The following is a 14,175-nucleotide window of genomic DNA, read 5'->3' as shown; positions in this document are numbered from 1 at the left end:
GAAACGGCAAAGAGGCGCTTTCTTAATCGCTTCGGCGCATCATCGCCTTTTCGCGAAGATCATGGTAAGTTTGTTTGATATCAGGCATTTGAACATTCAAGTGCCAAAACCCATTCTCTCCGGATCTTGACCCCGGCAGGAGGAAACATGACGGATACAAGTGTAACCCTTTCAGATGCCGCGGCAAAGCGTATCGCTGCGATCGTCGGCGCCGAAGCCGGCAAGAGCGCCTTGCGCGTTTCCGTCGAAGGCGGCGGCTGTTCGGGCTTTTCCTACAAGTTCGATCTTGCCGACAGCGCTGATGACGACGACATCATCGTCGAAAAGAACGATGCCAAGGTGCTGATCGACAGCCTTTCGCTCGTCTACATGGCGGGCTCGGAGATCGACTTCGTCGACAATCTGCTTGGCCAATCCTTCCAGATCAAGAACCCGAATGCGGTGGCAAGCTGCGGCTGTGGCACCAGTTTCTCGATTTGAACGTCTAAACGCACGGACTCCCCCTCAAACCGGCCGAAGAATTCCTTCCGGCCGGTTTATCGTCTTGTCCGCCGGTGAAAGACCGCGATAAAAGAAGCGCACTAAAGCGCGCTGCATCGACGCTGATTCATGCGGTGCGCTTTAGCTCTTTGTTTTTTATGCCTGTCGTTATCCCAGTACCGCTGCACACTTCTGGGCGACATGCATTATGCGGAACGGGACAGAGCCATGAAGATCGCGACCTGGAACATCAACGGCGTCAAGGCGCGCATCGACAATCTCACGCAATGGCTCAAGGATTCCGATCCGGATATCGTCTGCCTGCAGGAGATCAAGACGGTCGACGAAGGTTTCCCGCGGCTGGAGATCGAGGCGCTCGGGTATCATGTCGAGACGCACGGCCAGAAGGGCTTCAATGGCGTCGCGATCCTCTCTAAGAGTTCACCTTTCGAAGTGAACCGCGGCCTGCCAGGCGATCCGCTGGACGAACAGGCGCGTTTCCTCGAAGCGGCGTTCACGCTGTCCGACATGCGCATCCTGCGCGTCTGCTGCATCTACCTGCCGAACGGCAATCCTGTCGAAACGGAGAAATATCCCTACAAGCTCGCCTGGATGGAGCGCCTGCGGACGTTCGCGGCCGAACGGCTGGCCTATGAGGACATGCTGGTTCTTGCCGGCGATTACAATGTCATCCCGGAACCGCACGACTGCTTCGATCCCAAGGTCTGGGAAAACGATGCGCTGTTTCTGCCGCAGACGCGGGAGGCGTTCCGCAGGCTCGAAAATCTCGGGCTGACGGATGCGGTGCGCGCGACGACGGATGCGACGCAGTTCTATTCCTTCTGGGATTATCAGGCTGGCGCCTGGCCGAAGAACAACGGCATCCGTATCGACCATCTGCTGCTGTCGCCGGAAGCTGCCGACCGGATGACATCGGCTGCGATCGAAAAACATGTGCGGGCCTGGGAAAAGCCGTCCGACCACGTGCCTGTCATCGCTTATTTCGATTTCGCGGGCTGAGCGCCCGATAGGCGCTTAGTCGTCGGAACCGCTCGCGATGGTGTGCGAGAGGGATACCGCCGTGCGGCGGTCGGCCTCGTTCGCAACCGAGAAGGCCTGCTCCTGCAGCGCTTCCATCCAGCTGCAGTCCTTGGGCTTGCAGCGGTCGAGTGCTGCCGTCATCAGCGCCAGACCGCGGGCCGTCTGGCCTTCATCGAACAGAATATTGCCGAAGACCGCCATGGCGCCGGGATGGCCGCTCTTGCGTGCCTGGTTCAGCCATTTCTTCGCCTGCTGCGGGCTGGCATTGCCGCCCTCGCCGGCCAGCATCATCTGCGCCAGCTGGAACTGCGCCTCGGGGACGCCAAAGGTGGAAGCCACCTGGAAATAAAGTTGGCGCGCCTGGCTGAGGTCGATCCTGACCGGACTGCCGGCAATGCCGTGCTTGTAATAGCTGGCGAGCGAGAGCAGCGCATTGACAAAGAAGCCGGTATCTTCCGAGCCGGGTTCGACGCCCTGCTGGGCAATCTCGCTGTAGATCTTGAAGGCTTCGAAATCGTCCTGCGTGACACCGTCACCATCGGCATACATGTTGGCGAGCGCCCAGCGCGAGCCGGTGTGGCCCTTTTCGGCGGCGTATTTATAGGCTTCGACCGCCTCTTCCTTCTGGCCGTTCTTATAGGCTTTGAAGCCGAACTTGAAGAGATCGAAGGGTCCGGATTCCTTGCTGACGCCACCTTTGATGTCGAATGCACGGCACGGACCGGACAGTGCCAGCGCTACGGCTATCGACATGCCCATCAGCATGAATTTGAACAGTTTGAACTCGGACGTCACCATTTCAACCGATTTCTTTCGCTCATCTCAGGCAGGCGGCAACGGCGCTCGCACCGTGCATCCCGCGGATGTATTTCTTCGAGGCGAGCGATCCCGCGGCGAGCTCCATGGCTCCTTTACCCGCGTCGCATCCAGCCCACTGGCCTTTTCTCAAAGGGGATATTCTCAGTCCATCCTTCAGAACCACCCGGCTCCCGGCATGGCTCGACTGCAATCTCCGTGGCACTCTTTCGGCAGGTGCGGTATTCGCCTTCCCGCCTTTATCGCATTCGTAAACGGTAAATGTGACGAAACCGGTATCGACATTTTCGGCAAAGCCGGGCTGCTCATCCGAGCGGGTCGAAAACAGCGACAATGAACGGATCGACGACTTCATCGCGAGGCCGGATTGGCGGCCGGAACTGCCTTGTTCGGAAAGCGAAACGACCGCAATCAAACGAATGTCGCCAATCGCGCCGTACGATCTGATGTACCCGGAAAAAAATCGACCCATGCTACTATTTACACGCACCGTACGCCTGCCATCTCCTCGCCTGCAAATAGCGCTGCGCCCTCTTTGTGGCGGGAAATGGACAAATTCACCCCACCGCCACCATACGCCAAACGTCGTAAAAATGTGTTGCTGAATCGTCACAAATTGGAACGTCGATTTGTCTTGCCGACCGCCCAAAGAAAAGCCCGGCAAACTGCCGGGCTTGAAGACTTCTACTTGGATCGCAGGATCAGAACTTGACCTTTACGCTGGTGGAAAGAGCCGCCACCAGATCGTCGCCGAAGGAATAGGAGACGTCGTTGCCATAGGTCCGGCCATTATAGACGTAGGTGCCGGATTCCCCGCCGGTCATGATGCCGAGCGCGCCGGCCAGACGCCACTCGACATTCTCCACCGGCGTATAGGAGACACCTGCGCCGAGCGTCCATGTGTCGGTCTGAGCGCCGTAGCCCTGGCTCGTGCCGCGATCCCAGGTCAGGCTGAGGGCGCCGGCCCATTGCTCATTGAACTTGTGGCCGACGCCGCCGCTGATCGTCCAGCCGTCGCGATAGAAGAGATCGAGCGAGGTGAGCTGGCTGCTGGCGGAGCAGGCGACGACGCCCTTGGTGGCCTTCGGGCAGAAGGCGATCGACTGCAGCACGCTCCAGTTCGTCCACTTGACCGAACCAAAGGCGAGCCAGTCGGGCGCAATGCCGCTCTGCAGCTTGAGTTCGACGGAATCCGGCGCCTCAGCCGAACCATAGACCGGCGTCACCACACCGAGGTAGGGATTGGCAGGATTGGCGGCCTTCGGCACCTCGGTCAGGTCGACCGTGCCGGTGAGATCGTCATACTTGACCTTGCTGTTGTAGACCAGGCTGGCGCGGAAGGCATATTCCTCGATTTCGTAGGCGATACCCGCCCGCCATCCCATGGCCTGGTCGGCAAGATCCAGACGGCCGGTGCCGTCATAGACCAGCGCGGCCGCCCCTGTGATCGGCGCGACGAGGCGTGTCTTGAAACCATCGACCGTCTGATAGAAGCCGCCGCCGATCAGGCGAAGCTGGCCGGGGCCCATATCGAAACGATAGGAGCAGGTGGCGCCGTAGTTGCGGGTGCTGATCTTGGTTTCGATGTTGTCGTTGACGCCCAGCCAATCAGCGCCGGGATTGGTGTGTGCACCGAAGGGTGTCGAAAAATCGCCCATGCAGTCGATGGAGTCGCCGAGACCAACCTTCACCCCGAGATAGGGGATCCAGTAATCCTCGGTATCATCCGCCGTGGTCGAACCGCCGCCAATGCCGTTCGTGCCGAGGCCATCGGTGGCATCGGTGTCCTTGACGTTCTTCAGCTTGCGCTGCGGCATGACATAGGTCGCGCCGGACTGGACGGCGAACCTCGAATTGTCGAAGAGAAGGTCGATATTGTATCCGCCGCGCTCCAGACCACCGGCGAAGGACGGCGATGCAAGCGACGAAAGAAGAACGAGCGATGTTATGCCCTTGGAAAACCTACGAGATGCCATTGTGTCTCCCCCACTCCAGCAATTGATGTGACCCCACTCTAGTAAGCGTTCGCGTGATATGGCAACGCGCCCCACGGCAGCGCTCCCAGGCATTGCAGTGGCTAACTTACGTAAAGAAATTGACGGACACGTCAAAAAACCTGGTTAATAAAATTTTATTCCAGGCTTATCGAATTTCAGGTGGGCTTTTGGGTTTTCATTCCAAACATTGCAGAAGCTGTATCAATCCGACAACAGTGGCAGTTTTCGCCCGCTGGAGGTTCGCATGAGAGCAATCCACAGGATGAAATGCTGAAAAGTGCCGTTTAACGCGCGAACCGCACGAATCACAACAAAAAAAGACGCGCCGGCGGAGGGCGCGTCTTTGAAATAACTTACCAAATGGGTCCGTGAACTTACCCGGCTTCGCTCATCCGGGAAAGAGCGGTCCTCAGGCTTGCGATCTGCCCCTTCAGTTCCTCAAGCCGATCGCGCTCGGCCTCGACCACTTCGGGATTGGCGTTGGCGACGAACTTCTCGTTGGAGAGCTTGCCGTCGATGCGGGAGATCTCGCCTTCCATCTTGGCAATCGCTTTTTCCAAACGAGCCTTTTCGGCGGAAAGGTCGATCAGATTGCCGAGCGGCAGGCAGATGGTCGCTTCAGCGACGACGATCTGAGCGGCACCCTTGGGCGCATCGTCAGCCAGCGATATCGCCTCGACGCGTGCAAGTCGCTTGATGGCGGCGTCGTGGCGGAACAGCCTTTCACGCGTCAGGTTGTTGGCCTTGACGACGACGAGCGGCGCTGTTGCCGACGGCGGCACATTCATTTCGGCGCGCACCGAGCGGATGCCGGAGACAAGATCGATCAGCCAGTTGATCTCGTCGGCGGCCCCGTCGTCGGCATAGGACGGCGCCGGCCATTCGGCATGGCAGACCAGTGTGTCGCGCTCTTTGCCTTCGCCTGCCGTATGGGCCCAGAGCTCTTCGGTCATGAAGGGCATGAAGGGATGCAGCAGCTTGTAGATCTCTTCGAGAATATAAGCGCTGCAGGCCTGGGCTTCGGCCTTGGCGCCCTCGTCCTCGCCATTGAAGACCGGCTTCAAAAGCTCGAGATACCAGTCGCAGACCTCGTTCCAGACGAAGCGATAGAGCGCGCCGGCAGCATCGTTGAAGCGGAAGGCTTCGAGTGCTTCCGTAACGTCACGTTCCGTACGGGCAAGTTCCGTCAGGATCCAGCGATTGATGGTGAGTTCGGCGGCTTCCGGTACGAAATGCGGGTCGCTCTTCGCGCCGTTCATCTCGGCGAAGCGCGTGGCGTTCCAGAGCTTGGTGCCGAAATTGCGGTAGCCGGCGATGCGGGCCGGATCGAGCTTCACGTCGCGGCCCTGCGCCGCCATGATCGCCAGGGTGAATCGCAGCGCATCGGCGCCATATTCGTCGATCAGTTCCAAGGGATCGATGACGTTGCCCTTCGATTTCGACATCTTCTGCCCGTTCTTGTCGCGCACTAGCGCGTGAACATAGACGGTCTGGAAGGGCTCGACGGGTTCGCCATCCTCGTCCTTCATGAAGTGCAGGCCCATCATCATCATGCGGGCGACCCAGAAGAAGATGATGTCGAAGCCGGTGACAAGAACGTTGGTCGGGTAATAACGTGCAAGCTCCGGCGTCTCGTCCGGCCAGCCGAGCGTCGAGAAGGGCCAGAGTGCTGAGGAGAACCAGGTGTCGAGCACGTCCTCGTCACGCGTCAGGATCTCGCCCGGCTTGAAGTTTTCGAGCAGATCCTCGACATAGGCCTTCATCGGCCCCTCATGCGAGAGGTAATGCTGGATCGCCGCCTGCAGCGCCTCTTCCTCAGTCTTTTCGACGAAGACCTGACCGTCCGGGCCGTACCAGGCGGGAATCTGGTGACCCCACCAGAGCTGACGGGAGACGCACCAGGGCTGGATGTTTTCCATCCATTCGTAATAGGTCTTGTCCCAACTCTTCGGCACCATCCTGGTGCGACCTTCGCGGACCGAGGCGATCGCCGGTTCGGCGAGCGTCTTGGCGTCGACATACCATTGTTCGGTCAGCCGCGGCTCGATCGGCACGCCGCCGCGGTCGCCGTGCGGGACCATGTGCTTGTGCGGTTCGATCTTGTCGAGAAGGCCGGCCTCTTCGAAAATCTCGACGATGACCTTGCGCGCATAGAAGCGGTCCTGCCCTTCCAGGCGGTCCCAGGCGCCATGCAGTGCCGCCGGATTGTCGAGGCCTTCGAGGAAATCCTCATTGTCCTTGATGGTGATCGTGCCGTCGATATTCAGGATGTTGATCGAGCGCAGGCCTGCCCGCTTGCCGACGTCAAAGTCGTTGAAGTCATGCGCCGGCGTGATCTTGACGGCACCGGTACCTGCCGTCGGATCGGCGTAGCTGTCAGCAACGACCGGAATGCGGCGGCCGACGATCGGCAGGATGACATGCTTGCCGATGATCGACTTGTAACGCTCGTCCTCCGGATTGACGGCAACACCGGTATCGCCCAGCATCGTTTCCGGACGCGTGGTGGCAACGACCAGATAGTCGCGCGTTTCCCATTCGGTCGGCTTGCCTTCCTCGTCGAAAGCGATCGGGTACTGGTAGGTGACACCCGGCTCGAGCGGATAACGAAGATGCCAGAGATTGCCCTTGACCTCATGCTGTTCGACTTCAAGGTCGGAGATCGCCGTCAGCAGCTTCGGATCCCAGTTGACGAGGCGCTTGTCCTTGTAGATCAACCCTTCCTTGTAGAGCGTGACGAAAACTTCGAGAACGGCCTTCGACAGGCCCTCGTCCATGGTGAAACGTTCACGCGACCAGTCGCATGATGCACCCAGGCGCTTCAGCTGGTTGAAGATCAGGCCGCCCGATTCAGCCTTCCACTCCCAGACCTTGTCGATGAAGGCTTCACGGCCCATGTCGCGGCGGCTGGGCAGCTGCTGTTCCATCAGCTTGCGCTCGACGACCATCTGCGTGGCGATGCCGGCGTGGTCCATGCCCGGCTGCCAGAGCACGTCCTTGCCGCGCATCCGCTCGAAGCGGACCAGTATGTCCTGCAGCGTGTTGTTCAGCGCATGGCCCATGTGCAGCGAACCGGTGACGTTCGGCGGCGGGATCACGATGGTGAAGGTCTCAGCCCCGGGCCTGGCGTTCGCGCCGGCACGGAAGGCATCCGCCTCGTCCCATATCGCGGCGATTTTCGGTTCGACGGCGGCGGAATCATAGGTCTTGTCGAGCATTTTCTGACCAATTTCGAGGTTCGAGGGTGGCGTTTGTAAATAGGATGGTCACGGCCAAGTCAATAAAAAAGCCGCCCCGGAGACCGGAGCGGCTTTTCAGGAAAAAGCAATCCGATCAGCGGCGCGGGCCGCGCGCCACGCGCTCGATTTCTTCGCGCACCAACCGCTCGACCAGTGTCGGCAGATTATCATCAAGCCATTCGCGTAGCATCGGGCGCAGCATGTCCTCTGCGATCTCGTCCAGCGACCGGCGCTCTGCGCCGTCGATTGCCGCGGCGAGTTCCTCGAAGGAGCGGCTGATCTGCAGGCCGGCATCCTCGGAAAGCAGCGTCGGCTGGACCTCGTCCATAACGCTCGGCAGGAAACGCTCGGTCGAAGACTGAGCGGGCTCCATAGCCGGCGGCGCTGTTTCGACGGCAGGCGCCGACTCGGCGACGGCCACCCCAGGCGTTTCCTCAAGCACCGGCTCGGCTGGCCGCTGGATCGCAACATGCTGAGTGGGCGCTGCGGCAGCGGGGAAAATAGGCTGTGGTGGCGGTGCTGCGGCGCGCGGCGGTTCCGGCATCACGGCCGGCTGCGGTTCGGGCTGACGGAAGCCGCTCGGAATTTCACGCAGGGCCTGACCGGCCTGCACGGCGCTGCGCTCGGAGGCGGCGCGCACGCGGGCGGCGACATCGGCAAGCGACAGCGCGCGGGCCGGTACTTCTGCTTCGGGGGCGGTGCCGGCCGAATTGGCGGCGACGAAACGCGGATCGGAGGAGCGCATGACCGGCTCGGGGAATTCCACGCCGGCATAGGTGTCGTCGACCGTCAGATGTATTTCGGAGCCGTTCTCATCCTCGTCGGCGCCGTAGACCGGCGGCAGGGATGCGGAAATCGCCTTGCCGGCGCCGGGCTCATTGCTTTCGATAATCTGGCGGATGGAGGCCAGAATTTCTTCCATGGACGGTTCACGCGCTACACTTGGCTGAGCCATTTCTATCCCCGTTATCCCAAAACAACGACCGGATGGTGTGGAGCATTCATCCGAATCACCACGACCTTAGAATACCCCAGGCGTGAAAAAAATCATCGCGAATCAAATGAATGCCGCCATGCACAGTTTTGTTACCCAATGTTTGCCACCCGCAAAGCCTGTCGCGTTTTTGCGGCGGCGACATCCATGAAACAGAACTTTAGCGCACAGCCTCCATCCGGTCCGCCGTGGTCGCGTCAACGTAAATGATGTTTGTGAAGGCTTTCCAGCGGCATCGATAAAAAACGGGCGCCGATGGCGCCCGTCGCTGAATTTCGTCGATAAGAACGATGTCAGAAAACGAATTCGCGCGCCTTGGCGAAACCCGGCAGCGGCTTGACCGAGGCATTGAAGAAGACATTTTCCGAAACGGCGCCCCGCTCGGCGACAAAGACCTTGGCGCGGGCGGCATTGCCATAACCTTCGACCGTGATCAGGCGGCCACCATCGCGCAATTGACCGAGAAGGGCCGCCGGAACCTCTTCGACGGCGCCGTTGACGAAGATCAGATCATAAGGAGCGCCGGCAGCGTAGCCATTTTCGAGCAGGCCCGTCACGACTTCAACCTTGGCGTAGCCGGCAAGCTGCGCCTTTGCCTCGGCGGCCAGCGTCTCGTCGCATTCAAGCGCGATGACGGAGCCGGCAATGATCGACAGCAGCGCCGATGTGTAACCCGTGCCGCAACCGACTTCGAGCACGAAATCATCCTTGGTGATCGCGGCCAGCTGCAGCAGCTTGGCGAGTGGCGACGCCTCCATCAGGAAGCGGGCCGGCTTTCCCGGTGCAGCGGCGGAGATCTCGACATCGTTGTCGATATAAGCCAGCAGCTTCGCCTTCTCCGGCACAAAAGTCTCACGCGGCACCGTGAGAAACGCCGTCAGCACGGAATGCGAGGTAACGTCCGTCGTGCGAACCTGGGTATCGACCATCTTTGCGCGCGCTGCTTCGAAATCCATCATGTCCTCTCGCTCTTAAAAAGCGGTTCCTGTCCCTCGTCTCTTAATCTCCGCCACGGATGCTTTCAAGGCTTGGCAGCCGCCGGCGAAAAGAATCCGGCCGGCGCCTCTTCCGTGCCACAGAAGACAGGATGGACGTTGCAACTCCAGCGTGGAACCTTCCGCCCCTTCATGTTATGATCTCCATCGGAGGAAATAGGAGGAGCAGGCCATGTCTGCGATTTTCGAATATTTCACGCTGTTCGACTTTTTCATCGTCGCAGCGCTCATTGGCATATTCTGCTGCGGGCTGCTGGACGGCGAAACGACCTGGAGGCGATAGGGCGCCGAAGCGCACTCGGAGATATCCCCCGCATCGCGTCTGCGGCAATTCATGTCGGCGAGCGCTGGTCTGACATGCGTTCTTTCCTTTTGAAATCCAGCCCTCGACAGCCGCATACGCATTAACGTTACGTCAACCATTATGTTGCAGCGCCCTCACCTCCCGCTATGGGTGTGCGCATGCAAACCTTTCTGATCCAATCGCGCGGTATAGAAGCGCTTCACTACAACGCCGAGGTCCGCCTGCTGCTGATCAAATACAGCAACGGCGACATTCGCAGCTTCACCCGCATATCGCCGCAGGGCATGCGACGGCTACTTGGCGTCGGCCCCGAAATCGATGACGGGCCTGAATTGAGCGATCTGGAATATCAGGCTGAAATCCGCAAAGGCGGCATGAGGGCACTCTACCGCCTCACGGGAATCAATCCGCCACAGTTCGATTTTTCGCCCGGCCAGCGGGTCTGGTAGCATCGCAAACGCCGATGCCGCACCGCCAGCAGCGTTTCGTATAGATTCTGTACATGTGGAATTTGTTGGAGGCCTCGCCCGGAATTGAACCGGGGTACAAGGATTTGCAGTCCTCTGCGTCACCACTCCGCCACGAGGCCTCACGCGCTCGTTATCTGAGCCGTGGCGAGCGTTTAGAATGATCGTAAGGAAATCGCAAGAGGGCATTTCGGAAAAACGCTATTCCGCGGTTGCCGAAACGACCATTTTTCCATCCCGAAACGGAGCGGGCGCGGGCTGGAATTTCCACGGCCGTGACGATGCCCCATTTCCTGCCAATGATGGCATTTGAAACAAATTCTTGACTTGACTTCGATCACCGTCCGGGACTCAATTACCACGGGAGGGTATAGGAGCTTGAGATGGATTGGGCTGCCCTCAAATCGAAGCGCGTGCGTGCAGCATACGACGCCGAAACCCGGGATCTGCATGTAAAATTCCCTGGTTCTCCGCCGGTGAAACATGCGGATATTCCGCCGCACGTCCACCAGAACCTGCTGGAAACGGACGATCCATATTTCTATTACCAGTACTATATAGCGCCGTCTCGCGTATCACCGGGCCCTCGACAACCGGCCTCCGTGGCGTCCTACGCAGTGAAGCTCGTCCTTCTCCTTGCCGCCTTGAGCCTGCTGATGACGACCGGCCTCGATCCGGACCACGGCGGAACTTTCGAGGAAAGCGAACTCAGATCCAACTAGACGCGAATTTGCAGCCCAATCTCAAGGCCTGCGACAAGGCGGCTGGTTCCGGCGTCGAAATTGTCGCTCCTGTTCTGAGAACGGTAGCGCCGATTGTCCCGCTCACGGTCGTTCCTCCCATCGCGCTCATTCCGGCCGTTGAAATTGCGATAGTTGCGAGGCCCGTTGTAGCTGCCGCCTTGACCGTGATCGACCACGCAGCCTTCGGGACGGCGACAGATGCCGCGAGCGTCGAAACCGCCGCTGTCTACCTGGGCCTCGGCAGAGATGCCTGACAGAAGTGCCGCTGCCGACAGGACGACAACAAAAGATACCTTCATTTCCTCACCTGGACCATTGTGACGCGATTTTGCATTTTACATTCCATAAACCACGAATGCGAAAAGCGACCCACAGTTCCACGCCCTCCTTGCCGATCAGCCAGCCGGTTTTCGCCGCCTGTGCCACCAGACCGCCAGCCGCCGCCGAAGCCGGCGCGCGAACGGCAGATCGTGCGAGAGCACGAGGAAGCCGAGCGGCAGCATCCAGAAGCCGAGGATGGGCAGGAAACCCAACACGCCGCAGAAAATGAGGGCCATGCCGAGCGCCATCCGCGCGATGCGCGAGCGTGGCATGCCGATGCTGAAAGAGCCGAGCACAAGCCTGCCGCTTGCATGATCGATGCCGAAGCGCACTGCCCGTGCCTTGCGCTTCTCGCCGCTTCTCGTCTCCTGACGATCATTCACGTTTGTCATTCCCCAGAGATGGGCGCAGGCACCCCAAATACAAGTTCATTTCACTTTTTTGAAAAAACCGCTTGGCAAATCGGGAAAGCGTTTGTATTAGCCCACTCACACCGCGCCAAGCAGTGATCCCTGGTAGCTCAGCGGTAGAGCATTCGACTGTTAATCGACAGGTCGCCGGTTCGAATCCGGCCCGGGGAGCCATTTTTCAAGTAATCGCCTGTTTCGTTGATAAATCCGAAAGCAGGCGTTTTCGTCCCCACTGTCCCTCCCCGCTTTTGAATGCTCCCATGAGGGCTTTTCGCGTTGGGCATCGCGGACAACGCGCTTTTTGCGACGGGTAGGCATTCACTAGCCAACCAAACGCCGGCGGTGTACAGCAAGGCCATGGCGCTAGATCCTGAAAAAGCATTTTTAGATTACAGTGCGGCAGACTGCAGCGTGCAGTTCTGGACCGCCAACGCACCGGCCGTGCAATTCACGTCTTTGGAAGCCGCCGTCAGGTTCGCAAAAGACCATGGCGGCAGGTGGGAAGAGATTGAGATAACTGTCCATCTGCCGCGCGAGGACATCGTATTCGCCACCGGAAAAGTGCATCAACTCATTGACGCTTTGCCAGGTGACCTCCGGAAAAAACGGTAATGGGGTAGATTGGCAGTCAAATAAGAACCGGCTGGCGAGGTCAGCATCTGGATCTGCCTCACTCGTGCCCTTCATCGTCGGCAATCCAGCCAGCGTCAAATCGGTCGAGCCCTCTGATCCGCTATGGCGATGACCGCTTAAGGAGCGCCTGCCAGTCGCTCCGCACGATCCCGCTTCTTGGACGGGCAAAGAGACGGCCACCTTTAATAGCTGCACGAACGGCCGTCGCCGGGTCGGAATCCATCGGCGCAGGCCGGGTTCATTGAATCTCCCGGCTGATATCCCGATGCCGAGCCATATGAATTCGGCGGTGTCGAGCAGGCCGAAGTCATGGTGGCAAGACTGATTGCTCCGGCTGCTACAAATGCCCGAAATTTGTTCATCGATGCCTCTCCAGTTTAGGCTGTGACCGAGTGACGAGAGCTTCTGCTCTCTCCTGCCAAGATCACCTTGTCCCTCAAGATATGGCGCTCTCATCGCCGGACGTCAGCTCCGAACGCAAGATTCTTATCGATCTCGATCAGTCCGCATGAGGATCGTCGATGACCAAGCCGGCCGGGAACAAAGACCGTGGTTCAAAGTTGAGTGGCATCAACCACGTAACGTCAGTTTCTGACAGGAGGTCTTTCATGGGTCGCGGTATTCTGCTTTGGCTGCTTGGTGTTCCACTGCCGATCATCATCCTTCTTGCTCTGTTTATGCGATAGGGACAGATCATGTCGGTTTCAATGACAGGTTCCGGAGAGATTGCTACTCCGGTCGAATCCTCCAAATCCGCCATGACATGGGGGCCTATCTTCGGAGGCGCCGCTGCTGCCATCGGAGTGACCCTCATTCTTTTGCTGCTTGGATCCGGGGTGGGGTTGACGATGGTGTCGCCCTGGTCGGGGCAAAGCAGCTCGCTCGGCACGGTCGGGGTGACGGCAGCGATCTGGCTCGTTGTCGTCCAATGGCTCTCCTCCGGGCTCGGAGGCTATATCACCGGCCGGCTGCGCACGAAGTGGGCGGCTGTCCATACCGACGAGGTATTCTTCCGCGACACCGCGCATGGCTTCATCAGCTGGGCGCTGGCGACGATCTTCGTCGCCGGATTTCTAGCCTCGTCGCTGACCTCTCTTGCCGGTGCGGGCGCACAAGCCGTCGGCTCGGCAGCCACCGCCGCAGGTACGGCGGCGTCATCGACGGCATCGGCCGCGGATCTGCCCACCGCCTATTTTACCGACGCTTTGCTGCGTCCTGAACAGGCCCGTGCAGGAGCAACATCCGATGATACTGCTGCAACGGCCGAGGTCTCCCGCATCCTCCTCAACGGTGCTGCCGCCGGCCAGATCCCGGATGACGACAAGGCCTATCTTGCCACCATCGTCTCTGCTCGCACCGGTCTTTCCGAAGCCGATGCACGCACTCGGGTCGACACCGTGCTGAAGCGCATCGACGACGCCAAGGTCGCCGCGCAGAAAGCCGCCGATGAAGCACGCAAGGCTGCCTCCACCACGGCATTGCTCGGCGCGTTGTCACTTCTGATCGGGGCTTTCATCGCTGCTGCCGCCGCAGCGTTTGGTGGGTCGCAACGCGACGAAGAGGAAGATCTCATCATTACCTCCCGGATCTAAGATCGATGGAAATCGGGGCGCAGGGTCGAAAGGCCACGCGCCCCCTTTATGTAGGGCCATCCCCGGCTCTGCTGTGGTTGGATCATCGTCTGCCCCCAGGCCTTTTTCTCAGTGGCGGTTTATTTCGCATTGAGCGGAACATG

Annotated in this window: 15 protein-coding genes and 2 tRNA genes; 7 read left to right on the top strand and 10 right to left on the bottom strand. The window is 59.4% G+C overall.

What is annotated here, in order from left to right; genetic code table 11:
- The first annotated feature begins 147 nt into the window (after positions 1-147).
- Entirely contained in the window at positions 148-480 is a 333-nt protein-coding gene (gene erpA, locus ELH03_RS08100) for an iron-sulfur cluster insertion protein ErpA (protein WP_003538958.1), read from the top strand.
- A 228-nt stretch (positions 481-708) separates the two neighbouring features.
- Positions 709-1,500, top strand: coding sequence for an exodeoxyribonuclease III (xth, locus tag ELH03_RS08095; protein ID WP_128402548.1), 792 nt, complete (start codon positions 709-711; stop codon positions 1,498-1,500).
- 15 nt (positions 1,501-1,515) lie between these two features.
- Here xth and exoR read toward each other — a convergent pair whose 3' ends face one another.
- The 6 genes from exoR to ELH03_RS08065 all read right to left on the bottom strand — a co-directional run bounded on the left by exoR (position 1,516) and on the right by ELH03_RS08065 (position 9,526).
- Complete coding sequence (gene exoR, locus ELH03_RS08090; protein ID WP_003558862.1) at positions 1,516-2,319, bottom strand: exopolysaccharide production regulator ExoR; 804 nt, start codon at positions 2,317-2,319, stop codon at positions 1,516-1,518.
- A gap of 19 nt (positions 2,320-2,338) precedes the next feature.
- Entirely contained in the window at positions 2,339-2,809 is a 471-nt protein-coding gene (locus ELH03_RS08085) for a hypothetical protein (RefSeq protein WP_128402549.1), read from the bottom strand.
- 229 nt (positions 2,810-3,038) lie between these two features.
- On the bottom strand, positions 3,039-4,313 hold the full coding sequence (locus ELH03_RS08080; protein ID WP_128402550.1) for an OmpP1/FadL family transporter: 1,275 nt from the start codon (positions 4,311-4,313) through the stop codon (positions 3,039-3,041).
- Between the two features lie 395 nt (positions 4,314-4,708).
- Positions 4,709-7,552, bottom strand: coding sequence for a valine--tRNA ligase (locus ELH03_RS08075; protein WP_128410315.1), 2,844 nt, complete (start codon positions 7,550-7,552; stop codon positions 4,709-4,711).
- A gap of 115 nt (positions 7,553-7,667) precedes the next feature.
- Positions 7,668-8,528: a PopZ family protein gene (locus ELH03_RS08070; protein WP_128410316.1), complete on the bottom strand. Its 861-nt coding sequence runs from the start codon at positions 8,526-8,528 to the stop codon at positions 7,668-7,670.
- Between the two features lie 332 nt (positions 8,529-8,860).
- Positions 8,861-9,526: a protein-L-isoaspartate O-methyltransferase family protein gene (locus ELH03_RS08065; RefSeq protein WP_197727728.1), complete on the bottom strand. Its 666-nt coding sequence runs from the start codon at positions 9,524-9,526 to the stop codon at positions 8,861-8,863.
- A 486-nt stretch (positions 9,527-10,012) separates the two neighbouring features.
- On the opposite strand from ELH03_RS08065, the gene ELH03_RS08060 reads away from it, so the two are divergent.
- Positions 10,013-10,315, top strand: a complete 303-nt coding sequence (locus ELH03_RS08060) for a hypothetical protein (RefSeq protein WP_128410317.1) — start codon at positions 10,013-10,015, stop codon at positions 10,313-10,315.
- A 66-nt stretch (positions 10,316-10,381) separates the two neighbouring features.
- On the opposite strand, the gene ELH03_RS08055 is transcribed toward ELH03_RS08060, so the two are convergent.
- Positions 10,382-10,455 (bottom strand) — tRNA-Cys (locus ELH03_RS08055).
- A 261-nt stretch (positions 10,456-10,716) separates the two neighbouring features.
- Here ELH03_RS08055 and ELH03_RS08050 point away from each other — a divergent pair.
- On the top strand, positions 10,717-11,055 hold the full coding sequence (locus ELH03_RS08050) for a KTSC domain-containing protein (RefSeq protein ID WP_128402554.1): 339 nt from the start codon (positions 10,717-10,719) through the stop codon (positions 11,053-11,055).
- Here ELH03_RS08050 and ELH03_RS08045 read toward each other — a convergent pair.
- Complete coding sequence (locus ELH03_RS08045; RefSeq protein ID WP_128402555.1) at positions 11,052-11,375, bottom strand: hypothetical protein; 324 nt, start codon at positions 11,373-11,375, stop codon at positions 11,052-11,054. The genes ELH03_RS08050 and ELH03_RS08045 overlap by 4 nt on opposite strands.
- Before the next feature lie 96 nt (positions 11,376-11,471).
- Positions 11,472-11,789 carry a hypothetical protein gene (locus ELH03_RS08040; protein WP_128402556.1) on the bottom strand — a complete coding sequence of 106 codons (318 nt, stop codon included), beginning with the start codon at positions 11,787-11,789 and terminating at the stop codon, positions 11,472-11,474.
- Between the two features lie 117 nt (positions 11,790-11,906).
- On the opposite strand from ELH03_RS08040, the gene ELH03_RS08035 reads away from it, so the two are divergent.
- Both ELH03_RS08035 and ELH03_RS08030 read left to right on the top strand, forming a co-directional pair.
- Positions 11,907-11,981: transfer RNA gene (locus ELH03_RS08035), tRNA-Asn, on the top strand.
- A gap of 183 nt (positions 11,982-12,164) precedes the next feature.
- Entirely contained in the window at positions 12,165-12,419 is a 255-nt protein-coding gene (locus tag ELH03_RS08030; protein ID WP_018241779.1) for a hypothetical protein, read from the top strand.
- A gap of 203 nt (positions 12,420-12,622) precedes the next feature.
- Here the strand turns inward: ELH03_RS08030 and ELH03_RS37880 are convergent, their stop codons facing one another.
- Positions 12,623-12,802: a hypothetical protein gene (locus tag ELH03_RS37880; RefSeq protein WP_128402557.1), complete on the bottom strand. Its 180-nt coding sequence runs from the start codon at positions 12,800-12,802 to the stop codon at positions 12,623-12,625.
- Between the two features lie 333 nt (positions 12,803-13,135).
- Here ELH03_RS37880 and ELH03_RS08020 point away from each other — a divergent pair, with 333 nt between their 5' ends.
- Entirely contained in the window at positions 13,136-14,032 is an 897-nt protein-coding gene (locus tag ELH03_RS08020; protein ID WP_128410318.1) for a hypothetical protein, read from the top strand.
- Positions 14,033-14,175: the final 143 nt, after the last annotated feature.

This window comes from Rhizobium beringeri (genome assembly GCF_004306515.1).
Classification (GTDB): domain Bacteria; phylum Pseudomonadota; class Alphaproteobacteria; order Rhizobiales; family Rhizobiaceae; genus Rhizobium; species Rhizobium beringeri.
Note: the sequence above shows the minus strand (reverse complement) of the source record. Positions and strands in the feature narration are given on the sequence as shown.

Excerpts from the sequence above, each read along its gene's own strand:
- ELH03_RS08060 (WP_128410317.1), top strand. The coding sequence starts at position 10,013 with ATGGGTGTGCGCATGCAAACCTTTCTGATCCAATCGCGCGGTATAGAA.
- ELH03_RS08075 (WP_128410315.1), bottom strand. The coding sequence starts at position 7,552 with ATGCTCGACAAGACCTATGATTCCGCCGCCGTCGAACCGAAAATCGCC.
- ELH03_RS08085 (WP_128402549.1), bottom strand. The coding sequence starts at position 2,809 with ATGGGTCGATTTTTTTCCGGGTACATCAGATCGTACGGCGCGATTGGC.
- ELH03_RS08065 (WP_197727728.1), bottom strand. The coding sequence starts at position 9,526 with ATGATGGATTTCGAAGCAGCGCGCGCAAAGATGGTCGATACCCAGGTT.
- ELH03_RS37880 (WP_128402557.1), bottom strand. The coding sequence starts at position 12,802 with ATGAACAAATTTCGGGCATTTGTAGCAGCCGGAGCAATCAGTCTTGCC.
- ELH03_RS08080 (WP_128402550.1), bottom strand. The coding sequence starts at position 4,313 with ATGGCATCTCGTAGGTTTTCCAAGGGCATAACATCGCTCGTTCTTCTT.
- ELH03_RS08020 (WP_128410318.1), top strand. The coding sequence starts at position 13,136 with ATGTCGGTTTCAATGACAGGTTCCGGAGAGATTGCTACTCCGGTCGAA.
- ELH03_RS08030 (WP_018241779.1), top strand. The coding sequence starts at position 12,165 with ATGGCGCTAGATCCTGAAAAAGCATTTTTAGATTACAGTGCGGCAGAC.
- ELH03_RS08050 (WP_128402554.1), top strand. The coding sequence starts at position 10,717 with ATGGATTGGGCTGCCCTCAAATCGAAGCGCGTGCGTGCAGCATACGAC.
- erpA (WP_003538958.1), top strand. The coding sequence starts at position 148 with ATGACGGATACAAGTGTAACCCTTTCAGATGCCGCGGCAAAGCGTATC.
- ELH03_RS08070 (WP_128410316.1), bottom strand. The coding sequence starts at position 8,528 with ATGGCTCAGCCAAGTGTAGCGCGTGAACCGTCCATGGAAGAAATTCTG.
- ELH03_RS08040 (WP_128402556.1), bottom strand. The coding sequence starts at position 11,789 with ATGACAAACGTGAATGATCGTCAGGAGACGAGAAGCGGCGAGAAGCGC.
- ELH03_RS08045 (WP_128402555.1), bottom strand. The coding sequence starts at position 11,375 with ATGAAGGTATCTTTTGTTGTCGTCCTGTCGGCAGCGGCACTTCTGTCA.
- exoR (WP_003558862.1), bottom strand. The coding sequence starts at position 2,319 with ATGGTGACGTCCGAGTTCAAACTGTTCAAATTCATGCTGATGGGCATG.
- xth (WP_128402548.1), top strand. The coding sequence starts at position 709 with ATGAAGATCGCGACCTGGAACATCAACGGCGTCAAGGCGCGCATCGAC.